The sequence below is a fragment of the Sphingomonas sp. CFBP 8760 genome, from assembly GCF_014841615.1.
In the GTDB taxonomy this organism is placed as follows: domain Bacteria; phylum Pseudomonadota; class Alphaproteobacteria; order Sphingomonadales; family Sphingomonadaceae; genus Sphingomonas.
The window spans coordinates 128712-149390 of record NZ_JACYUG010000009.1 but is presented as its reverse complement, the minus strand read 5'-3'; the positions used below and the strand labels follow the sequence as shown (position 1 = coordinate 149390).

The window sequence follows — 20679 nt, the reverse complement described above, 5'->3', positions numbered from 1 at the left end:
GGATGACCGACCACACGCCCGATCCCCATCTGCTCGCCAAGGCGGAAACCCTGACCGAGGCGCTGCCCTATCTGCAGCGTTACGCGGGGCAGACCTTCGTCGTGAAATATGGCGGCCACGCGATGGGCGATCCCGAACTGCAGCGCGATTTCGCCGAGGACGTGGTGCTGCTGAAGGCGGTCGGCATCAACCCGGTGGTGGTCCATGGTGGCGGGCCGCAGATCGGTGCGATGCTGAAGCGGCTGGGCGTCGAATCGCGCTTCATCAACGGCCTGCGCGTGACCGACAAGGAAACCGCGCAGATCGCCGAGATGGTGCTGGCCGGATCGATCAACAAGGATATCGTCGGCTGGATCGGGCAGGCCGGCGGCCGCGCGGTCGGCATCTCCGGCAAGGACGCCGGGCTGGTGCTGGCCGAGAAGGTCGGGCGGATGGACCCCGATCCGCTCCAGGGAATCGAGCGCCATGTCGATCTGGGCTTCGTCGGCGAACCGATCGCCGTCGATCGCCGCATCCTCGATACGCTGTCCAGTGCGGGGATCATCCCGGTCGTCGCCCCCGTGGGGATCGGCGCGGACGGCCACACCTACAACATCAACGCCGATACGATGGCGGGCGCGATCGCCGCGGCGCTGGGCGCGGCGCGCTTCTTCCTGCTGACCGACGTGGCGGGTGTGCTCGACAAGCAGGGCGAGCTGCTCACCTCGCTCGACCCTGCCCGCGTTGCCGAACTGCGCGCCGACGGCACCATCACCGGCGGCATGATCCCCAAGATCGAGACGTGCGTGGCGGCGGTGCAATCGGGCGTCGACGCCGCCGTGATCCTTGACGGGCGCGTGCCGCACGCAATGCTGCTGGAAATCTTCACCCGGGCGGGCGCGGGCACGCTGGTCAGCGCGAAGGCGGGCGCACGCTGACCGGCGATATCGGCACGGGGCTTCTACGCAGCCCCGCGGCTTCCTATAGAGTGACGTATCCCCACCGGAGGCTCCCCCTTTGATCGCGCTTCTTCAGATCGCCCAGTTGCTGCTCAATATCGTCTGGTGGATCATCGTCATCCAGGCGATCCTGTCGTGGCTGGTCGCGTTCAACATCATCAACACGCACAGCGATCTCGTCCGCACGGTCTGGACCGCACTCGGCCGGATGACGGAGCCGCTGTACCGCCCGATCCGCCGCGTCATGCCCGATTTCGGCGCGCTCGACCTGTCGCCGATGATCGTGCTGCTGATCGTCTACATCCTGGGCGAGATCGTGATCCCCAACATCGCGGCCAGCTATATCGGCGTCGCCTGATCCCTGGACGCCGACCGCCGACGGCATCGTCGTCGCGGTCCGCGTCACGCCGCGCGGGGGCCGTGACCGGCTGGGCGGTGGTGAGGGGCCATGGCTGGCGGCCCGCATCGCCGCCGCCCCGGTCGACGGCAAGGCGAACGCCGCGCTGATCGCGCTGGTCGCCGCCGCCTTCGCGGTGCCCAAGCGCGCGGTGACGATCGTCGCCGGCGACACCGCCCGGTTGAAGCGGCTGCGCGTCACCGGCGATCCCGCCACGCTGGCAGAAACCGCGCGCAACCTCTATGCGGGCGAACCATGACCGCCACCATCATCGACGGCAAGGCCCATGCCGCCAGCCTCCGCGCCGCCATCGCCGGCCACGTTCCCGCCTTCCGCGCCGCCACCGGCCGCGCCCCCGGTCTCGCGGTGGTGCTGGTCGGCGAGGACCCCGCCTCCTCGGTCTATGTCCGCAGCAAGGGCCGCGCCACGCGCGAGGCGGGAATGGAAAGCGTCGAGCATCGCCTGTCTGTCGACACCGACACCGCGACGCTGCTGGCGCTGGTCGCCGATCTGAACGTCGATCCCGCGATCGACGGCATCCTAGTGCAACTGCCGCTGCCGCCACAGGTCGATGCGCAGGCCGTGCTGCTCGCGATCGACCCGGACAAGGACGTGGACGGGTTCCACCCGGTCAATGCCGGCCGGCTGGCGACGGGGATGCCGGGCTTCGTCCCCTGCACCCCGCTCGGATGTGTGATGCTGCTGAAATCGGTGCATGGCAGCCTGTCGGGGCTGGACGCGGTGGTGATCGGCCGTTCCAACATCGTCGGCAAGCCGATGGCGCAGTTGCTGATCGCGGAAAGCTGCACCGTCACCGTCGCGCACAGCCGCACCCGCGATCTGCCCGCGCGGGTCCGCGCCGCCGACATCGTCGTCGCGGCGGTCGGCATCCCCGCGCTGGTGAAGGGCGACTGGATCAAGCCGGGCGCGACCGTGATCGACGTCGGCATCAACCGTACCGAAACCGGGCTGGTCGGCGATGTCGACTTCGCGGAGGCGGTGGCCGTCGCGGGCGCGATCACGCCGGTGCCGGGCGGGGTCGGGCCGATGACGATCGCCTGCCTGCTCCGCAACACCTATGTCTCCGCCTGCCGGCGCGAGGGGGTGGTGGCGGCCCCGGTCGATACGGCGTCATGATCGAGCTGTTCGTCTCGTCGCTCATCACCTTCTTCGTGGTGATCGATCCGCCCGGCTGCGCGCCGATCTATGCCGGGCTGTCGGCGGCGGCATCGCCCGCGCACCGCAAGGCGATGGCGATCCGCGCGGTCGGCGTCGCCGCCGCGATCCTGCTGGTGTTCGCGCTGGTCGGCGAGGACCTGCTCCACGGCCTCGGCATCGAACTGGCCAGCTTCCGCATCGCGGGCGGCATCATGCTGTTCCTGATCGCGCTGGAGATGGTGTTCGAGAAGCGCACCCAGCGCCGCGAGGATCGCGCCGCCAAGGTCGCCGAAATCCCCGAAGAGGCGGAGGACGTCTCGATCTTCCCGATGGCGATGCCGATGATCGCCGGTCCCGGCTCGATCGCGTCGGTGATGCTGCTGATGAGCCGCAACGACGGGCTGGAACGCACGCTGGTGGTGCTGGCCGCGCTGGCGACGATCCTTGCGCTGACGCTGGTGGCGTTGCTGGCGGCGGGGCCGATCATGCGGCTGCTGGGGGCCAAGATCGAGGCGGTCATCACCCGCCTGCTCGGGGTGCTGCTCGCCGCGCTGGCGGTGCAGTTCGTGATCGACGGGGTGGAAGTGGCGCTGCGCTGATCGCCGTCATGGCGGGGGCACCGCGTCGCCATGACGACGACGACGGCGGCAGGCTCAGTGCGCCGTCGCCTCATACCCCTGCGGCGGCATGCCATGCCCGGTCAGGTCCTCCAGCGCGCCGTTGAGCGACAGGCTGACCATGCCCAGCCCCAGCGCATCCGCGAGGCTGAGCGATTCGGCGATCATCGCCGCCAGCGCGCGCCGGCGGTCGGAGGGGGACATCGGTTGCATGGCCGCGCCTGTACGCAAAACGCGATGGTAAAGGGCCACCAAGGTCCGAAACGGATCGTTTCCTACCCGATCCGGTAAAGCCGGTACGGCGCCCCCTTGCGCAGCGGCAGCTGCGTCAGCCAGCCGAACTTCTCACCATGCGCCATCCGGTCGTAGAAGCCGCCGGGGTTGCGCGCGCGATAGATCGTCGCCTCGCTCATGTTCGGGCAGACCAGCAGCAGCGTCGCGCCGTGCCGCTTCATGATCGCGCGCGCATGGGCGGGCGATCCGGCAAAGGCGTGCTGCACGTCGAGGATCGCGTCGCCGTTGCGGTGATACGGGCCGGCGATCGCATTGTGGTGCGTCACGGTGATCAGGCGCGGCCCCAGATCGGTGAAGCTGAACACCGTCGCCGCCGGATACGCGTTCAGCATCAGCAGGCGCGAAGTGCGCATGCACTCGCCCGTCGCGGCGTTGACGCGCTTCGTATAGGCATTGGCCTGCGCCTTGGCGGGCAACCAGCGGACGACGTAGCCGGCGAACAACCCGGATATGAGGACGAAGCCCGCGGCGGTGCCGAGCACCCGCACCGCCATCAGCCGGTGGCCGAGGATCTTCGGCAAGACCAGCGCCGCCAGCGCGACCGCGCCGGGGATCGCGAGCAACTGCGCCGCCGGCCCGGCGCGCGCCTGCCACGCCAGCATCGCGACGGCGAAGGCGGTGAACAGCGTCACCGCCGCCCAGCCGGTCAGTTCCGGGGTGCGCCGCGCACGCCATGTGCCGATGATCGCCCCGATCAGCCCGATGACGGGCAGCGTCGCGATCACGAAGGCGACGCGGAACGGATGCATGTAGAGCGGCTTGGCCTCACGCACGTTCGACAGCCATGTCCGCACCAGTTCGGGCGATACCTGTTCGGGGCGGCCCAGGCACTGCGGGAAGAACATCGCGAAGCAGATCGCGATCGTCGCCCCCGCCGCCACCGCCAGCCCGGCGCGCACCACGATCGTGCGCGGCGCGATCAGCGCGATCAGGTACAGCAGCGCTCCCGCCGCCACCAGCACGCTGAGCCAGACCGGCGTCAGCGCGTCGCACCGCATCACCCGGTTCGCCTCCGAGGCGAACAATGCGAAGCCGGCCGCGCCGCCGCCCGCCAGCGTGATCGCATAGATTTCCAGCCGGCGCTCCTCGGACCGGTCCCACACCCAGCGCAGCGTCTGGATCGCCCCCGCCATCGCGCAATAGGGCAGCAGTTCCAGCCCGATCGACAGCGACATCGCACTGGCGAGGCCGACCAGCGCGCCGCCGCGCCCGCGCCGCGGATCGCTGAGGCCCGCCACCGTCACCGCCAGGCAGGCGAGCTGCCAGCCATGATGGTCGATGCGTTCTGGCATGAACATCAGCATCGTCGCACCGGCGCTGGCGATCAGGAAGATCAGGGCGAGCGGCCACGCGACCGGCGCCACCAGCCGCCGCGTCACCGCCGCCAGCGACACCATGACGATGCCCAGCGGCAGCAGCGGCGCGACCCCCACCGCCAGCCGCTCCGCCCAGCTTGGCGAGGTGAACTGGCGGAACAACAGGATCAGCCCGGCGATCGGCAGATCGACGATCCGGCTCCAGTGGATGTCGAAGCCGGCGGGCGGGTTCATCCGGTACTGGCGCAGGTCGTACCAGCCCTGACCGGCCATCCACGCCCGCACCTGCATCAGGCGCATATTGTCGTCGGTATCGCCCAGCGACAGCCAGCGGATCGCGCTCCACCGGTCGAACACGAACCAGGCCGACGCCACGACCCAGGCGATGACGACGAAGGCGAGCCAGCGGCGCTCCAGCTCGCGCCGCAACGCGGGCGCCCCATCCAGGATCAAAACGCTTTCCCCTTGTCGTCGCGCCCTCTAAGCGCGGGGGTCCGCTCTACGGATGGCGGCGCAAAGGGCAAGCGGTGGCGGTGTTATCCAGAATCGACAGGTGGCGGCAGAGCGAATTGTTCATGCAGCTGTTCCGCTTCGCGATCGCGGGCGGGATCACGACCGCGCTCTACACGATCGTCTATTCGCCGCTCGCCAAATACCGCGTCACCTCCGAACAGGTCGCCAATCTGGCCGGCTATCTGGTCGCGATGCTGGCCGGCTACGTCATCCACAGCCGGTGGAGCTTTCGTGGCCACGGCGCCGACATGCGGCAGACGACGATCCGCTTCTTTCTGGTCTCGCTCATCAGCTATGCGATCAACACCGGCTGGGTGTTCCTGCTGACCGACGACGCGATGCTGGCGGGGCCGTGGTGGTGGCCGCTGGTGCCGGTGCTGTTCGTGACGCCGCTCGTGATCTTCGCCCTCAACCGCCTCTGGGTATTCGCCTGACATGGATCGCATTGTCTACGACCGCATGGCGGCCCACGACTCGACGCACTGGTGGTACCGGGCACGCCGCGACATCCTGGCGGATTATCTCCGCCGTTTCGGCGACCTGCCGACGCAGGCGCGTATTCTGGAAATCGGCTGCGGCACCGGGCACAATCTGCCGATGCTGGCGCAGTTCGGCCATGTCGACGCGATCGAGATCGATCCCGCCGCGCGCGCGATCGCGGCGGAGCGGCTGGGCCGCCCGATCGGCGATGCGCCGCTGCCCGCGCTGCCCGGCGTACCGCGCGGTAGTTACGATCTGGTCGCGGTGCTCGACGTGGTCGAGCATATCGAGGACGATGTCGCCGCGCTCGCCGCGATGGCGACCTGCCTCGCGCCGGGCGGCAAGATCCTGATCGCGGTGCCCGCGCACCAGTGGCTGTGGAGCGCGCACGACGTGGTGAACCACCATCACCGCCGCTATTCGAAGAAGACGCTGCGCGCTGCGATCGGCGCGGCGGGGCTGAAGCCGGAGAAGCTGGGCTATTTCAACAGCCTGCTGTTCCCGCTGGCAGCGGGCGCGCGACTGGCCGGCCGGCTGACCGGCCGCGACGACAGCGACGACTCGCCACCGCCGCCGATGGTCAACAAGCTGTTCGAAAGCATCTTCCGCCTGGAACGCCACATGGTCGGCCGCGTGCCGATGGGGCCGGGCGTATCGATCGTGACGCTGGCGAAGCCGGCCTGAACGGTCCCTCCCCATCAGCACATGATGACGTGAAACCTACTAATCCGTCATGGCGAGCGTAGCGAAGCAATCCAGGGCGTCACGGCTTGGGCTCTGGATTGCTTCGCTACGCTCGCCATGACGGGCTAAGGACGGGGCAGGGCGCTTTCACGAATGCCGCGCTCGCCGACAGGATCTTCCCCCGAGGGCGAGGGGAGAGGATCGGGTGTCACCTCCGCCCGGAACCCCAGGGTCGCCTGACCCAGCACCGGCCCCGCCACGTCGGCGACCAGATACAGCGGCCGCCGTTTCGATTCGATGTACAGCCGGCCGAGATACTCGCCGATCATCCCCAGCACGAACATCTGCACCGCGCCCAGCACCACGGTGACCAGCATCGTCGAGGTCCAGCCTTGCACCGCCGTGCCCGACAGCCAGCCGATCGCGATATACACGATCAGCAGCAGCGACACCGCCGTCAGCGCCAGCCCGACATGGCTGGCGAAGCGCAGCGGCGCGGTGGAGAAGCCGGTGACGGCATCGAAGGCGAGCCGGATCATCTTGCCCAGCGGATAATGGGTTTCGCCCGCATGGCGCTCGGCCCGGTCATAGGGGAAAGGCACCTGCCGGAACCCGATCCACGCCACCATGCCCCGGATGAAACGCGCCTGTTCGGGCAGCGACAGCAGCGCGTCGAGCGCACGGCGGCTCATCAGCCGGAAATCGCCGGTGTCGAGCGGGATCTGCGTGTCGGTGACGCGATCTAGCACGCGATAGAACAGCGCCGCCGTCGCCTTCTTGAACACCGTCTCGCCCTCGCGGCGGCGGCGGACGGCATAGACGACATCGGCCCCCTGCGCCGCCATCGCCGCCCGCATGTCGGCGAGCAGTTCGGGCGGGTCCTGCAAATCGGCATCGATGATGAGAATCTGTTGCCCCGCACACAGGTCCAGCCCGGCGGTCAGCGCCAGTTGGTGGCCGTGGTTGCGCGACAGGTTGATCGCCACCAGCCGCGGGTCGGCGGCGGCCAGCCGCTGCATCACCGCCCAGCTGTCGTCGCGCGAGCCATCGTTGATGAACACGATCTCGTGATCGTCCCCCACCGCCGCCCGCGCCGCCGCCGATACCCGCTTGTGGAGCAGGTCGAGACAGGCGGCTTCGTTATAGCAGGGGACGACGATCGATAACGCAGGACGATGCATGACCCGGCGTTGTAGCGAGGCCGGGGCGGGTCGTCATCGGGCTTGATGACGCCATGACATGAAAGATGTTCCGCAAACGTTCCACGTGGAACGCGGGTCGTTCCCGGCGGGGATCAGGCGGCGACGACCAGCTTCACCAGCGATCCCGGCGCCAGCGGCCGATCGTCGGTCAGCCCGTTCAGGACCATGAACCGCTCCCGCTTGGTATCGCCGGCCATGCGCGCCGACAGGGTGTCGACCGTGTCGCGCGGCCCTACCGTCGCGATCCGGATCACCTGCCGCCCCTGGCCATAGGGCAGGCCGTCGAGCATCCGCAGGAAGCGGACATCCTGTGGCGGCGTGGTTTCCGGCCGGCCGGTGGCGGCGGCCAGTTCCACCGCGCGGCGAACGCGATCGGCGCTGTTGGGGTGGGACGACATCCAGGTCGGTTGCGACCGTCCCGTGCCGTTCGACGCCAGCCCGGTGGAGGCATCGAGCGCGGACAGGATATCGGCCGCCGCATAAGGATCATAGCCCGCCGCAGTCATGTACCGCACGCCCAGCGCATCCGCCTGATATTCCTGATCGCGCCCGTATTTCAGCGTGTAGAGCTGCGCACCGGTGCCGATCGCCCGCCCCGCCAGCTCGCTGCCCGTCGCCATGCTGGCCGCCGCCGCCAGCACCGATCCGATCGTCGACCGCTTGTTGCGGCTGGCGGCATGACGGGCGGCGACATGGCCGACCTCATGCCCCAGCACCGAGGCGAGTTCGGCGTCCGAATTCATCAGCGCCAGCAATTGCCGGGTGATGTAGATATAGCCGCCCGGAATCGCGAAGGCGTTTTCCACCGGCGAATTGAGCGTGGTGACGGTGAAGTCCCCCGCCGCGTTCGACAGGCCTGATTTCACCGCGACCTGCTTGCCGATCCGCGCCACATACGCCGCCTGCGGGCCGGTATAGGCACCGCCGAACTCCGCCATCAGTTGCGGGTGGGCGGCATTGCCCTGTTGCCGGTCCGAGGCGGAGATCGCCTGCTGCGCCGCCACCGGTGATGCGGTGACGGTGGTGGCCAGCAGGAGGGCGGCGAACAGCGGCGTCTTCATCGATATGATCCCCTTTGCCACACAGAAAGCACCGCCGCCGCCCCGGTTCCGGATCAGATATCCTGAACCAGCCGTCCGTACAGTTCGGGGCGGCGATCGCGGAAAAAGCCGAAGGCGGCGCGATGCCGCCTGATCCGGTCGAGATCGAGCGTCGCGACGATCACGCCCTCCTCCTCGCGGCCCAGCTCGGCGAGGATGTCGCCGCGCTCGTCGGTGATGAAGCTGGTGCCGTAGAAGGTCTGGTCGTGCTCGGTACCGATCCGGTTGGCGGCGATCACCGGTACCACGTTGGACACCGCATGGCCGACCATCGCGCGTCGCCACAGCCGGGCGGTGTCGAGGCTGGTGTCGTGCGGCTCGCTGCCGATCGCGGTGGGGTAGAACAGCAGTTCCGCCCCCATCAGCATCATCGCGCGTGCGGTTTCGGGATACCACTGGTCCCAGCAGACGCCGACGCCCAGTTTCCAGCCGGGCGCGGACGGCGGGGCGGGCCATACCTTGAACCCGGTGTTGCCGGGGCGGAAATAGAATTTCTCCTCGTAGCCGGGGCCATCGGGGATGTGGCTCTTGCGATAGACGCCCTGCACCTCGCCGTCCGGGCCGATCATCGCGAGGCTGTTGTAATGATGCGGCCCGTCCGCCTCGAAGAAGCTGGTCGGGATCGTCACCCGCAGCGCCTCCGCCAGCGCCTGCATCGCGAGGACCGCCTTGTGTTCGGTGACGGGCGCGGCGTTGGCGAACAGCCCCTCGTCCTCGACCCGGCAGAAATATTCGCCCTCGAACAGTTCGGGCGGCAGGATCACCTGCGCCCCCTGCGCCGCCGCCTCGCGCACGAGGCGCGAGACGTTGGCGATGTTGGCATCGATATCGGTCGAGAAGCCGAGTTGCAGTGCGGCAACGGTGATCTGGGTCATGAACGGTCCTAGAGCGTGACGCCGAAGCGCGCGGCGATCGCGACGGTGACGAGATAGAGCAGCATCGTCAGGGCGCAACCCGCCAGCAGCGCCGGCACGAAGCCGACGCCGTGGCGGAGCAGCGCGGGGATCAGCAGGAACATCGGCAGCGACGGCAGCACGTACCAGAAGGTCGCCTCCGCATGGGCGGCCAGCCGCACCCGGTCGCCGGTGTCGTGCCACAGCCAGATCATGCCTAGCACCGACACCAGCGGCAGCGAGGCGAGCAACGCCCCCGCGCCCGGACTGCGACGCGCGATCAGCGCCACGGCGGCGACGATCGCCCCCGACAGCAGGGCGCGGATCGCGAGTTGCAGCATCAGGCGGGAATCTGCTGCGAGATGCAGTGGAAGCTGCCGCCGCCGGTCAGGATATGGTCGGCGCGGAAGCCGGTGACGGTGCGGTTGGGGAACAGCGCCTGCACCGCCGCCACCGCCGCGTCGTCGTTGGGCGCGCCGTAGAGCGGCACGACGACGGCGGCGTTGCCGATGTAGAAGTTCATGTAGCTGGCCGGAATCACCTCGTCGTCGCGCACCACGCGGCCGGGGGAGGGGATGGGCGCGACCGTCAGCCCCGCGTCGGCCAGGATGCGGGCGGCATCGGCATAGACGGCGGCGTTGGGATCGTCTTCGGCGGGTTCGGGCAGCGCGACGGTGCCGGGGGCGACGAAGCGGGCGAGGTTGTCGACATGGCCGTCGGTATGGTCGCCGAGCAGGCCGTCACCCAGCCAGACGATCCGGGTCGCGCCGAGATCGCCCGCCAGCCGCGCCTCGATCGCCGCCCGGTCAAGCGCCGGGTTGCGGTTGGGGTTAAGCAGGCATTGTTCGGTCGTCACGATCGTGCCGGTGCCGTCGCCGTCGATCGCGCCGCCCTCCAGCACCCAGTCGCAGGTCCGCACCGCCAACCCGCGCGCGCCGGCGAGACGGGTGCCGATCGTATCGTCGCCGGGCAGGTCGTATTTGCCGCCCCAGCCGTTGAACCCGAAATCGCGGGCGTCGCCGTCGCCGGTCAGGATCGGCGCGGTGTCGCGCAGCCAGATGTCGCCGAACGCCTGCACCTCCACGGTGGCGAAGGGGGCGAGGGCACGGGCGGTGGCGGCGGCCTCGTCGTCGGCGCAGACCAGGATCACCTGTTCGCCCCGGCCATCGGCATGAACCGCGCGGGCGAAGGCGGCGACTTCTTCTTGCGCCGGCGCGAGGTCCTCCAGCCAGAGATCGGCATGGCTGGGAAAGCCGATCCAGACGGCGACGTGCGGGGCCCATTCGGGCGGGGGAGGGGTGGTCATGGCGCAGGGTCCGGTTGATTGGTCGGTGCGGCGGCCTATGCCGGTTCGTGGGGAAGAAAGCGACCGGTTGGTGGTGTGTAAAGTGGAGGAGCGAGGAAGGGGTGCAGAAGGCAAGGCAGGCGGCAGGTACGAAAAAGGGCGGCCCCTTGGGGGACCGCCCTCTTTCTGTTTCGGGCCACGCCGTGGCGAAGCCACGTCGTCGGACGGGCTTTGGCCCGCCGGCCGTCCGGTGATCTTCGTTCCTCGCTTAGCGCGAGTAGAACTCGACCACCAGATTCGGCTCCATCTTCACCGGATAGGGCACTTCGTCGAGCGTGGGGACGCGCACGAAGGTGATCTTCGCGTTGCCGTCCGGCGCGACGTAATCGGGAATCTCACGCTCGGCGAGGTTCTGCGCTTCCAGGATCAGCGCCATTTCCTTGGCCTTGGTGCCCAGCGTGATCTCGTCGCCGACGAAGCAGCGGCGCGATGCGATGTTGCACTTCACGCCGTTGACGCGGATGTGGCCGTGGCTGACGATCTGGCGGGCCGCGAAGATCGTCGGCGCGAACTTGGCGCGATAGACGATCATGTCGAGGCGCTGTTCCAGCAGGCCGATCAGGTTCTGGCTGGTATCGCCCTTCATCCGGGCCGCCTCGTGATAGCAGGCGCGGAACTGCTTCTCGGTGACGTCGCCGTAATAGCCCTTCAGCTTCTGCTTGGCGCGCAGCTGGATGCCGAAGTCCGACACCTTGCCCTTGCGGCGCTGGCCATGCTGGCCGGGGCCGTATTCGCGCTTGTTCACCGGGGACTTCGGACGACCCCAGATGTTCTCGCCCATCCGGCGATCGAGTTTGTGCTTGGCGCTATGGCGCTTCGACATGATGTTTCCTTGGCAATTTCGAACGACGTTGACCGCCCGGCCGAAAACGGCAGGGCGGGTTGGTCCCGGTATCGCGCTACGTCTCTCGATAAAAAGAGGGCAGGCCCGCCGCTTCACCGGGGTGCGGGGGCGATTGCGAAGGCGGGCGGTTAGCGGGGCGGGGGCTTTGAGTCAAGCCGGACAGGCCCGGCTGGACAGGCTGGGCCGCGCTTGCCACAGGCGGGGCATGACGATCCTCGACGGCCCCGATTGCACCACCATGGCCGAGGTGCGCGCCGGCGTCGACCGGCTGGATACCGAACTGGTCGCGCTGCTCGCCCGGCGTTTCGCCTATATGGACGCCGCGGCGCGCATCAAGCCGGCCCGTGCCGCGGTGCGCGACGAGGATCGCAAGGCGGCGGTGATCGCACAGGCGCGGGCCGAGGCGGCGCGGCTGGGCCTGCCGGCCGAGGCGATCGCCGACCTATGGGAGCGGCTCGTCGAGATCTCGATCGCCTACGAACTCGCCGCCTTCGACCGGCGGTAGCCGCCGCGCCTTGGCGCCGCGCAACGCCGACAGCACGCCCCGCACCGTGCGCACCTCCTGGCTCGACCAACCCGGCTTGGTCAGCAGCGTGCGCAGCGTGCGCCGGGTGGTTTCGGTGCGGGCGGGCGGGAAATAGAAATTGGCATCGACCAGCATCGCGTCGAGCTGGGCGATCATCCCGTCCAGCTCGCCCTGCGGCGCGGGTTCGGGCAGGTCGGTTTCGGGCGGCTGCGCCAGCGCCTCATGCTTCGACCATTCATAGGCGACCAGAATCACCGCCTGCGCCAGATTGAGGCTGCCGAATTCGGGATTGATCGGCACGGTGATGATCGTGCGTGCCACCGCCACGTCGTCCGTCTCCAGCCCCGATCGCTCCGGCCCGAACAGGATCGCGGTGCGGCCGGGGCCGGCGTGGATCGCGCGTGCCGCCTCGTCCGGGGTCACGACCGGCTTGGTGATGCCGCGCTTGCGCACCGTGGTGGCATAGACGTGCGGGCAATCCGCCACCGCCGCCGCCACGCTGTCGAACACTTGCGCGCGTTCCAGCACGACGTCCGCGCCCGACGCGGCGGGCCCCGCCTGCGGATTGGGCCAGCCGTCGCGCGGGGCGACGAGGCGCAGGTCGAGCAGGCCGAAGTTCAGCATGGCGCGCGCCGCCTTGCCGATGTTCTCGCCGAGTTGCGGGCGCACGAGGACGATGACGGGGGGTGGGGTGGTGGTGGGCATCGTCCGTCTCTCTTCCGTTCGTCCCGAGCGCAGTCGAGGGATGTTTCCGAGCGCAGCCGAGGTGCGGGCCTCGCGTTCCGATGGCGGCATGGCTGCGATCTTCAGACGATCCCAGTTTTCCGCGATCAACGCTTCTTTCTTGGCACGCGACCAGCCCTTGATGCGCAACTCCGCTTCCAGTGCTTCGGCACGGGTGGGAAAATCCTGCGACCACATGAATTCCAGCGGACGGCGATCATGCGTGTAGCCGGTGTAGGTGCCGGCATGATGTTGCGCGATCCGGCGTTCAAGGGCGTCGGTGTGACCTGTGTAATAGGTACCATCGGCGCAGCGGAGAATGTAGGTCCAGAAGGTCATGGACGATCGCTGTATGCGTTTGGGGAAGGGGGGGGAAGATGCTGGTATGCCTCGGCTACGCTCGGCGACATCCCTCGACTTCGCTCGGGACGAACGGAGGAGGGTGCGCCTCGATACGCGTCTTCGACTTTGCTCAGCCGCTACTCAGGACGAACGGAAGTGGGAAGGGCAATCTCGACTTTCGCGGTTACGAATGGGCTGGCTTGTTCTCGATAATCGGCTTCGACGTCGCTCAGGACGAACGACGGTAAGTCGGGCGTTCTTGCTTCGCTCGGGATGAACGGGATGAAGTAAGCGAGGTGGGACCAGTCGGCGGCAACACTACACCCGTCCCGCTTCCTCCACCTGTCCGGCGAACGCCTCGAAGTCGCGGGCTTCGCTGAAATCGCGATAGACGCTGGCGAAGCGGATATAGGCGACCGAGTCGAGGCCCTTCAGCCCCTCCATCACCATCTCGCCGATCCGGGCGGAGGTGACCTCCGCCTCGCCCAGCGTTTCCAGGCGGCGCTGGATGCCCGATACCAGCTTCTCGATCCGGGCCGGCTCGACCGGGCGCTTGCGCGCGGCGATCGAGACGGAGCGGAGCAGTTTTTCGCGGTCGAATGGCTCGCGCCGGTCCTCGTTCTTCAGCACCCACAGCTCGCGCAACTGGATGCGTTCGAACGTGGTGAAGCGGGCCGCGCAGCCCTCGCACTGCCGCCTGCGGCGGATCGCCGCGCCATCCTCGGTGGAGCGGCTGTCCTTTACCTGACTGTCGTCATGGCCGCAGAACGGGCAGCGCATTCAGATCTTCGGCCGCTTGGAATAGGCGACGGCGGCGCCCACGATCGCACCCAGCACGGGACCGACGAACGGCACCGGGATCGCCACGACGGCGCCGATCGCGCCATATTTCGCCATCTTCTTGCCGAGGCCGGGGGTGGCCTTGATCTGGTTCTGGACTTCCTTCGCCTTCGTATCGATCGCCATCGCGCTTATCCTTGATAGATGGGGAAGCGCGCGCACAGGGCACGCACGCGGGTTCGAACGTTCGCCTCGACCTCCGGGTCCCCGTGCTCGCCCTTGGCGCGCAGGCCGTCGAGCACGTCGGCGACCATGTGGCCGATCTCGCGGAACTCGGCCGGGCCGAAACCGCGGGTGGTGCCGGCGGGGCTGCCGACGCGGATGCCGCTGGTCTTCACCGGCGGCAGCGGGTCGTTGGGGATGCCGTTCTTGTTGCAGGTGATGCCGGCGCGCTCCAGCGCCTCGTCCGCGTCGCGGCCGGTGATGCCCAGCGGGCGCAGGTCGATCAGCGCCAGATGCGTGTCGGTGCCGCCCGCGATCACGTCCGCGCCGCGTTCCTCCAGCGTTGCGGCCAGCACCTTCGCGTTCTCGACCACCGCGGCGATGTACTGCTTGAAATCGGGGCGCAGCGCCTCGCCGAACGCCACCGCCTTGGCGGCGATAACGTGCATCAGCGGACCGCCCTGCAGCCCCGGGAACACCGCCGAGTTGATCTTCTTCGCGATCGCCTCGTCATCGGTCATCACCATGCCGCCGCGGGGCCCGCGCAGCGTCTTGTGCGTGGTGGTGGTCACGACATGCGCGTGGCCGAACGGGGTGGGGTGCAGCCCGGCGGCGACGATGCCGGCGAAATGCGCCATGTCGACCATGAAATACGCGCCGACCTTGTCCGCGATCGCCCGGAACTTCGCGAAGTCGATCGTGCGCGGATAGGCGCTGCCGCCGGCGATGATGAGCTTCGGCTGATGCTCGACCGCCAGCGCCTCGACCTGGTCGTAATCGATCAGATGGGTGTCGGGATCGACGCCGTACTGGATGGCGTTGAACCACTTGCCCGACATCGCGGCGCGCGCGCCGTGGGTCAGGTGGCCGCCGGCGTCCAGGCTCATGCCCAGGATCGTCTCGCCCGGCTTGACCAGCGCCAGCATCACCGCGCCGTTCGCCTGCGCGCCCGAATGCGGCTGCACGTTGACGAAGCCGCAGCCGAAGATCTGCTTGGCCCGCTCAATCGCCAGCGTCTCGACCGTGTCGGACGGCGCGCAGCCCTGATAGTAGCGCTTGCCCGGATAGCCCTCGGCATATTTGTTGGTGAAGACCGAGCCCTGCGCCTCCAGCACCGCCTTCGACACGATGTTTTCCGACGCGATCAGTTCGATCTGCGTCTGCTCGCGCTCCAGTTCGTCGGCGATGCCGGCGAAGACCGCGGCGTCGGCATCGGCAAGGGTGCGGGTGAAGAAGGCGCCGTCGATATGATCGGGCGTCTGGATGTCGGCGACATCACGGGCCAAAATAGGGGGCTGGGTGCTCATGCGGCGAACTCCTTGGACAGCTTGTCGACTCGGTGTTGATGGCGTCCGCCCTCGAATTCGGCGGACAGGAAGGCGGTGATGCAGGCTTTCGCCATCTCCTCGCCGATCAGGCGGGCGCCGAGCGCGATGGCGTTGGCATCGTTGTGATGCCGCGCCAGCGCGGCCGACAGCGGTTCGGATACCAGTGCGCAGCGACAGGCGGGGTGGCGATTGGCGGCGATCGAGATGCCGACCCCCGATCCGCACAGCGCGACGCCGCGGTCGGCACGGCCATCGGCCAGCGCCATCGCCACCGCGAAGCCGTAATCGGGATAATCGACCCGCCCGTCGCCATGCGTGCCGAGATCGATCACCTCGTGGCCGATATCGGCCAGCCAGGCGGCCAGCACCGTCTTCAGCGATACGGCGGCATGATCGGCGGCGATGGCGATGCGCATGGGCGCTTCCCGGACAGGAGGGGGAGGAATGTCGCCGCCCTTAGCTTCCCGCCGCGATGAAGGCCACCCATTGCGGTTCCGACGTGATGGGTTTTGCGCTCTTGTACAGGGAGCGCAACACGTTACGCTCCCCCACCATGCGCCGTACCGCCTCCGATGAAGCCCGCGCCCATCTTGCGGCCACGTTGATCGCCACGGGCAGCGAGGATCGGGACGCGTTCCACGAACTCTACCGCCTCACCTCCGCGAAGCTTTTCGGGATCACGCTGCGTATCTGCGGCGACAGGCAGGCGGCGGAGGACGTGTTGCACGACGTGTACCTCATCATCTGGCGCCGTGCGGGCGCGTGGGAACCGGGCCGGGCCAGCCCGATCACCTGGCTCGCCACGATCGCGCGCAACCGGGCGATCGACTGGCGCCGGGCGCAGGGGGTGCGCCGGTCGTCGCGGATCGAGGATGTGCCCGAGATCGCCGACACCACCCCCGATGCGGAAGCGACGCTGCTCGCCGCCGACGAGCGGCACAGCCTGCACGACTGCCTGCACGAACTGGAGGGGCGGCAGCGCGAGGCGATCCGCACCGCCTTTTTCGACGGCGTCACCTATGCCGAATTCGCCGAGCGGGCCGGCGTGCCGCTGGGCACCGCCAAAAGCTGGATCCGCCGCGGTCTCGCCCGCCTGAAGGAGTGCCTCGACCGTGCCGCCTGAACCCCTCGACGACAATCCGCCCGAAGGCGACGTCGCGGCCGGCGAACTGGCGCTGGGGCTGCTGGATGGCGAAGAGCGCGCGGCCGCGCTGCGCCGGGTGCTGGCCGAGCCGGCGTTCGCGATCCAGGTGGAACGGTGGCGCGTCTATTTCGCGCAACTGTTCGATCTGTGGCCGGCAATGGAGCCGCCGCCCGAGCTGATCGACCGGATCGATGCCAGCCTGGGCGGTCCGGGCGGCAGCCTGACGCGTGGTCCGGCGGGGCGGCGGCGCGGCTTCCCCTGGCCGTTGCTGGCGATCGTCAGCACCGCGCTGGCGGCGTGCCTGCTGGTCGTGATCGCGCTGCGCCCCGGCGGTCCGCCGCCCGGGCCGCCGCCGGTCGCGCAGGGGCCGGTGGCCCCGTCCGCGCCGATCCTGGTCGCCGCGCTGGGCGATGCGAAGGCACCGGTCGCCGCCGCGTTCGACCCCGGCGACGGCAGCATCCGGGTGACAGCGGCACCGGCGGTGCCGGCCGCGCGGGTCGCGCAGCTATGGGTGATCGGCGGTGACGGCGTGCCCTATCCGCTGGGTCTGCTGGCATCCGATGCGACGCTGCTGACGATCCCCGCGCGCGACCGGGCGCGATTGGCCGCGGGCGCGACGCTGGCGATCTCGATCGAGCCGGCGGGCGGCTCGCCGACCGGCAAGCCGACCGGGCCGGTGGTGGCGACCGGCGCGCTGGCGGCGGTGTGAGAGGAATATGATGGAACAGGGTTCGGGCACAGGACTGTCGGGACTGGCGCGGCTGCTCGGCTATGCGGGGCTGCTGCCGCAGGCGGCGCTGCTGGTGCTGATCCTGGGGCGGCATGATCCGACCGGGGTCGTGCACGGCATGGCGTTCTTCTATGCCGCGCTGATCTTCAGCTTCATCGGCGGCATCTGGTGGGGCTTCGCGATGCGGCGACCGGCGGGGCTGAGGGCACTGGTGTGGGCGGCGGTGGCGCCGACGCTGGTCACGATCGTGCTCGTCGCGCTGGCGGTCCACGGCTCGCTGCGCTGGGCGATGGTGGCGCTGGCGAGCGGGTTGTTTCTGACGCTGCTGGTCGACCGCGCGCTGGTGCACAGCGGAGAGGCGCCGGCGGGCTGGATGGGCCTGCGCGTGCCGCTGTCACTGGGGCTGGGTACGCTGACCATTCTGGCGGCGATGATGTGAGCCTGATAGGATAGCCGTATGAACAAACCGGCCAATGTTCAGGTGTCCGAGTCGTTCAGGGCTCGCTTTACCACCGGTGAGTTCGCGCAGGTGTTCGCGGCGGCCGTGCCACTGGATATCAGACTGGAACTGGTCGATGGCTATCTTGAACGCATGACGCCGCCGATGGGGGCTCATTCCACCCGGCAGACCGCCGTATCGGGAATGCTCTGGTCCGTCCTGCAAGAGTGCGCGATGGTGGAAGCCGCGATCGATCTGGGTGACGATACCGTTCTGGTATGCGACGTCGCGATCCTGCACCGGCCCATGAGCGAGCAGCGCTTTCTCCGGGCGGACGAGGTGATCGTCGCGGTGGAGATCGCGGAAACCACGCTGGACCGCGATCTGGGGCTGAAAAGGACCGCCTATGCACGAGCGGGTATTCCCCATTACTGGGTCGTCGATGGTCCCCATGGGCAGGTGCATGTGTTCGAGTTACAGCCGCACGGTGACTATGGGCCGGCAACGCTGATCCCGTTCGGGCGGGCGCTGCCGATCCCCGGCACCGACCGGACGATCGTGATCGGCTGACCACGATCGGAGATAGCCGGCTTACGCCGCCTTGCGCAGTTCCAGCCGGCCCCAGATTTCCACCAGCGCCTGGGTCAGGTCGCGCATCATCGCCTCGTCATGCGCGGGGCCGGGGGTGAAGCGCAGCCGTTCGGTGCCGCGCGGTACGGTGGGATAGTTGATCGGCTGCACATAGACGCCGTATTCGGCGAGCAACACGTCGCTGATCTTCTTCGCCTTGACCGGATCGCCGACCATCACCGGTACGATATGCGTCTCGCCGATCATCACCGGCAGGCCGGCATCCGCCAGCATCGCCTTCAGCGTGGCGGCGGCGGCCTGTTGCCCCTCGCGCTCGGCGGTGGAGGATTTGAGGTGACGGACGCTGGCCAGCACGCCCGCGACCAGCACCGGCGACAGGCTGGTGGTGAAGATGAAGCCGGGCGCATAGCTGCGGATCACGTCGATGATCGTGCGATCCGCGGCGATATAGCCGCCCATCACCCCGAAAGCCTTGCCCAGCGTCCCCTCGATGATGGTCAGGCGGTGCGCCACCTCGTCCCGTTCGGAGATGCCGCCGCCGCGTGCGCCGTACATGCCGACCGCATGGACCTCGTCGCAATAGGTGAGCGCGTTGTACCGGTCGGCCAGATCGCAGATCGCCGCGATGGGGGCGACGTCGCCCTCCATCGAATAGACGCTCTCGAACGCGATCAGCTTGGGCACGCCGGGGTCCTCGGCGGCGAGCAGCTCCTCCAGATGGGCGAGGTCGTTGTGCCGGAAGATGCGCTTCTCGCAGCCCGAATTGCGGATGCCCGCAATCATCGAGGCATGGTTGAGTTCGTCGGAGAAGATCACGCAGCCGGGCAGGATCTTCGCCATCGTCGCCAGCGTCGCCTCGTTCGAGACGTAACCGCTGGTGAAGAGCAGCGCGCCCTCCTTGCCGTGCAGGTCGGCGAGTTCCCATTCGAGATCGACGTGATAATGCGTGTTGCCGCCGATGTTGCGGGTGCCGCCGGAACCGGCGCCGACATCGTGCAGCGCCTCCTCCATCGCGGCGATCACCTTGGGGTGCTGGCCCATCGCGAGGTAATCGTTGGAACACCAGACCGTGATCGGCTTCGGCCCGTTATGCCCGGCGAAACATCGGGCGTTGGGAAACGCCCCCTTGTTGCGCAGGATATCGATGAACACGCGGTATCGACCTTCGGCGTGGAGCCGGTCGATCGCCTGGGTGAAGACGCGGGTATAATCCACGCGCGTGTCCTGGACGGCACTGGTCATGATCGTCATGTAATCGCACCGGCGGGGCAAGGCCAGCGACTATCCATGGTCACGGTGATCGGTTCGGCAACGAATCCATGGACAATCGTCCCAGGGGCATGGAATGGCAGGGGATCGGCGACGGGGTGACCGCGCGATCAGTGCATATAGCCGACCAGCCCGGCCACGCCGCCGCCCGCCTGCACCCCGACATTGATCCCGCCGAAGATCATCGCCCCTTCCGCGGTCTGGATGGCCCGCACCATGAGCAGGGAAAGCGCGGGGTTCGACAGCGCGGCGACCAGCAGGACGGGATTCATCCCGAACAGCATCGCACCCCCCGATGCCGCCACGAATGCGATACCGACCGCGCCGGTCGCCCCCGTGGCATAGGTCCAGTCACTGGGTCCTAGCAGCATCGTCACCTCGCCCGTGTTGCCAGGAAATGGAGCATCCCTCCGATCGGGAAGCCGGCCCCCAGCAAGCCCAGCAGCAGCGGCATCGCCCACATCGCGCCGAACTGGTCGAGCCTGGCAGTGGCCTGCGGTCGATCGGGCCGGTACATCACACGGACACGGTCGCCCGCCCGATAGCCGAAGATCAGGCCACCCTGCGCGTAGCTGACGACATCGCCGGCCGTGGTCGTAAACCGGATCTGGGGATGGCTGCCACCCGCATTCAGGCGTTCCACCACTCCGTCGGCGCGGGCGGCGGCATCGCGGAACCGCTGTACGCCGATCGTGGCAATCACCGCCGCGATCAGCAGCGCTGCCCCGATGACGGTGAAGAACAGGCCCCTCATCGTTCCGTGACCGCCATATCCCGCACCGCCGGCCCCTGCATCCGTCCGCC

General features: G+C 68.5%; 28 protein-coding genes. 12 read left to right on the top strand and 16 right to left on the bottom strand.

What is annotated here, in order from left to right; translation table 11 throughout:
- Nucleotides 1-2 precede the first annotated feature (2 nt).
- The 5 genes from argB (at nucleotide 3) to IFT82_RS12965 (ending at nucleotide 3092) form a co-directional block, all read left to right on the top strand.
- A complete protein-coding gene (gene argB, locus IFT82_RS12985; protein ID WP_192127379.1) occupies nucleotides 3-917 on the top strand; it encodes an acetylglutamate kinase in 915 nt (304 codons plus the stop codon).
- Between the two features lie 79 nt (nucleotides 918-996).
- Entirely contained in the window at nucleotides 997-1296 is a 300-nt protein-coding gene (locus tag IFT82_RS12980; RefSeq protein ID WP_192127377.1) for a YggT family protein, read from the top strand.
- Nucleotides 1280-1594: a DUF167 family protein gene (locus IFT82_RS12975; protein WP_192127430.1), complete on the top strand. Its 315-nt coding sequence runs from the start codon at nucleotides 1280-1282 to the stop codon at nucleotides 1592-1594. The genes IFT82_RS12980 and IFT82_RS12975 overlap by 17 nt, the downstream gene beginning before the upstream one ends.
- Complete coding sequence (folD, locus tag IFT82_RS12970) at nucleotides 1591-2472, top strand: bifunctional methylenetetrahydrofolate dehydrogenase/methenyltetrahydrofolate cyclohydrolase FolD (RefSeq protein ID WP_192127375.1); 882 nt, start codon at nucleotides 1591-1593, stop codon at nucleotides 2470-2472. The genes IFT82_RS12975 and folD overlap by 4 nt, the downstream gene beginning before the upstream one ends.
- The gene (locus tag IFT82_RS12965; protein WP_192127373.1) at nucleotides 2469-3092 is read left to right on the top strand and encodes a MarC family protein; all 624 of its coding nucleotides are present in this window, start codon (nucleotides 2469-2471) and stop codon (nucleotides 3090-3092) included. The genes folD and IFT82_RS12965 overlap by 4 nt, the downstream gene beginning before the upstream one ends.
- A gap of 54 nt (nucleotides 3093-3146) precedes the next feature.
- Here the strand turns inward: IFT82_RS12965 and IFT82_RS12960 are convergent, their stop codons facing one another.
- On the bottom strand, nucleotides 3147-3323 hold the full coding sequence (locus tag IFT82_RS12960) for a hypothetical protein (RefSeq protein WP_192127371.1): 177 nt from the start codon (nucleotides 3321-3323) through the stop codon (nucleotides 3147-3149).
- A gap of 62 nt (nucleotides 3324-3385) precedes the next feature.
- A complete protein-coding gene (locus IFT82_RS12955) occupies nucleotides 3386-5170 on the bottom strand; it encodes an AcrB/AcrD/AcrF family protein (protein ID WP_192127428.1) in 1785 nt (594 codons plus the stop codon).
- 125 nt (nucleotides 5171-5295) lie between these two features.
- Between IFT82_RS12955 and IFT82_RS12950 the strand changes: the two genes are divergently transcribed.
- Nucleotides 5296-5667, top strand: coding sequence for a GtrA family protein (locus IFT82_RS12950; protein ID WP_192127369.1), 372 nt, complete (start codon nucleotides 5296-5298; stop codon nucleotides 5665-5667).
- Nucleotide 5668: 1 nt separating this feature from the next.
- The gene (locus IFT82_RS12945) at nucleotides 5669-6397 is read left to right on the top strand and encodes a class I SAM-dependent methyltransferase (protein ID WP_192127367.1); all 729 of its coding nucleotides are present in this window, start codon (nucleotides 5669-5671) and stop codon (nucleotides 6395-6397) included.
- Nucleotides 6398-6522: 125 nt separating this feature from the next.
- Here the strand turns inward: IFT82_RS12945 and IFT82_RS12940 are convergent, their stop codons facing one another.
- From IFT82_RS12940 to rpsD, 6 genes are all read right to left on the bottom strand, one after another.
- A complete protein-coding gene (locus tag IFT82_RS12940; RefSeq protein WP_192127365.1) occupies nucleotides 6523-7578 on the bottom strand; it encodes a glycosyltransferase family 2 protein in 1056 nt (351 codons plus the stop codon).
- A 113-nt stretch (nucleotides 7579-7691) separates the two neighbouring features.
- Nucleotides 7692-8660, bottom strand: coding sequence for a M48 family metalloprotease (locus IFT82_RS12935; protein ID WP_192127363.1), 969 nt, complete (start codon nucleotides 8658-8660; stop codon nucleotides 7692-7694).
- Nucleotides 8661-8713: 53 nt separating this feature from the next.
- Nucleotides 8714-9574 carry an N-carbamoylputrescine amidase gene (aguB, locus tag IFT82_RS12930; protein WP_192127361.1) on the bottom strand — a complete coding sequence of 287 codons (861 nt, stop codon included), beginning with the start codon at nucleotides 9572-9574 and terminating at the stop codon, nucleotides 8714-8716.
- A gap of 8 nt (nucleotides 9575-9582) precedes the next feature.
- Entirely contained in the window at nucleotides 9583-9933 is a 351-nt protein-coding gene (locus IFT82_RS12925; RefSeq protein ID WP_192127359.1) for a DUF3147 family protein, read from the bottom strand.
- Nucleotides 9933-10898, bottom strand: a complete 966-nt coding sequence (locus IFT82_RS12920) for an agmatine deiminase family protein (protein ID WP_192127356.1) — start codon at nucleotides 10896-10898, stop codon at nucleotides 9933-9935. Before IFT82_RS12920 ends, IFT82_RS12925 begins: the two co-directional genes overlap by 1 nt.
- Nucleotides 10899-11145: 247 nt before the next feature.
- On the bottom strand, nucleotides 11146-11760 hold the full coding sequence (rpsD, locus tag IFT82_RS12915; protein ID WP_192127354.1) for a 30S ribosomal protein S4: 615 nt from the start codon (nucleotides 11758-11760) through the stop codon (nucleotides 11146-11148).
- Nucleotides 11761-11986: 226 nt separating this feature from the next.
- Here rpsD and IFT82_RS12910 point away from each other — a divergent pair, with 226 nt between their 5' ends.
- Entirely contained in the window at nucleotides 11987-12286 is a 300-nt protein-coding gene (locus IFT82_RS12910; RefSeq protein WP_192127352.1) for a chorismate mutase, read from the top strand.
- Here the strand turns inward: IFT82_RS12910 and IFT82_RS12905 are convergent.
- The 5 genes from IFT82_RS12905 to rpiB form a co-directional block, all read right to left on the bottom strand.
- Nucleotides 12224-13369 carry a TrmH family RNA methyltransferase gene (locus tag IFT82_RS12905; protein ID WP_192127350.1) on the bottom strand — a complete coding sequence of 382 codons (1146 nt, stop codon included), beginning with the start codon at nucleotides 13367-13369 and terminating at the stop codon, nucleotides 12224-12226. The genes IFT82_RS12910 and IFT82_RS12905 overlap by 63 nt on opposite strands.
- A 321-nt stretch (nucleotides 13370-13690) precedes the next feature.
- Complete coding sequence (gene nrdR, locus IFT82_RS12900; protein WP_192127348.1) at nucleotides 13691-14152, bottom strand: transcriptional regulator NrdR; 462 nt, start codon at nucleotides 14150-14152, stop codon at nucleotides 13691-13693.
- Nucleotides 14153-14338 (bottom strand): hypothetical protein, encoded by a 186-nt coding sequence (locus IFT82_RS12895; protein WP_192127346.1) that lies wholly within the window; start codon nucleotides 14336-14338, stop codon nucleotides 14153-14155. It abuts the gene before it with no gap.
- A gap of 5 nt (nucleotides 14339-14343) precedes the next feature.
- Nucleotides 14344-15681 (bottom strand): serine hydroxymethyltransferase, encoded by a 1338-nt coding sequence (gene glyA, locus IFT82_RS12890; protein WP_192127344.1) that lies wholly within the window; start codon nucleotides 15679-15681, stop codon nucleotides 14344-14346.
- A complete protein-coding gene (gene rpiB, locus IFT82_RS12885) occupies nucleotides 15678-16118 on the bottom strand; it encodes a ribose 5-phosphate isomerase B (RefSeq protein ID WP_192127342.1) in 441 nt (146 codons plus the stop codon). The genes glyA and rpiB overlap by 4 nt, the downstream gene beginning before the upstream one ends.
- A 137-nt stretch (nucleotides 16119-16255) precedes the next feature.
- On the opposite strand from rpiB, the gene IFT82_RS12880 reads away from it, so the two are divergent.
- Genes IFT82_RS12880 through IFT82_RS12865 form a run of 4 tightly spaced genes read left to right on the top strand, consistent with a single transcriptional unit; the run spans nucleotide 16256 to nucleotide 18585 of the window.
- Nucleotides 16256-16825, top strand: a complete 570-nt coding sequence (locus IFT82_RS12880) for a sigma-70 family RNA polymerase sigma factor (protein ID WP_192127340.1) — start codon at nucleotides 16256-16258, stop codon at nucleotides 16823-16825.
- Nucleotides 16815-17555 carry an anti-sigma factor domain-containing protein gene (locus IFT82_RS12875; RefSeq protein ID WP_192127338.1) on the top strand — a complete coding sequence of 247 codons (741 nt, stop codon included), beginning with the start codon at nucleotides 16815-16817 and terminating at the stop codon, nucleotides 17553-17555. The genes IFT82_RS12880 and IFT82_RS12875 overlap by 11 nt, the downstream gene beginning before the upstream one ends.
- Before the next feature lie 10 nt (nucleotides 17556-17565).
- Nucleotides 17566-18015: a DUF3429 domain-containing protein gene (locus IFT82_RS12870; RefSeq protein WP_244646729.1), complete on the top strand. Its 450-nt coding sequence runs from the start codon at nucleotides 17566-17568 to the stop codon at nucleotides 18013-18015.
- Between the two features lie 42 nt (nucleotides 18016-18057).
- Complete coding sequence (locus IFT82_RS12865; protein WP_207105787.1) at nucleotides 18058-18585, top strand: Uma2 family endonuclease; 528 nt, start codon at nucleotides 18058-18060, stop codon at nucleotides 18583-18585.
- 21 nt (nucleotides 18586-18606) lie between these two features.
- Here the strand turns inward: IFT82_RS12865 and hemA are convergent, their stop codons facing one another.
- The 3 genes from hemA to IFT82_RS12850 form a co-directional block, all read right to left on the bottom strand.
- Complete coding sequence (hemA, locus tag IFT82_RS12860) at nucleotides 18607-19848, bottom strand: 5-aminolevulinate synthase (protein ID WP_192127332.1); 1242 nt, start codon at nucleotides 19846-19848, stop codon at nucleotides 18607-18609.
- Nucleotides 19849-19985: 137 nt separating this feature from the next.
- Nucleotides 19986-20246 (bottom strand): hypothetical protein, encoded by a 261-nt coding sequence (locus IFT82_RS12855; protein WP_192127330.1) that lies wholly within the window; start codon nucleotides 20244-20246, stop codon nucleotides 19986-19988.
- Nucleotides 20247-20248: 2 nt separating this feature from the next.
- Nucleotides 20249-20629 (bottom strand): DUF3592 domain-containing protein, encoded by a 381-nt coding sequence (locus IFT82_RS12850; protein WP_192127328.1) that lies wholly within the window; start codon nucleotides 20627-20629, stop codon nucleotides 20249-20251.
- Nucleotides 20630-20679: the final 50 nt, after the last annotated feature.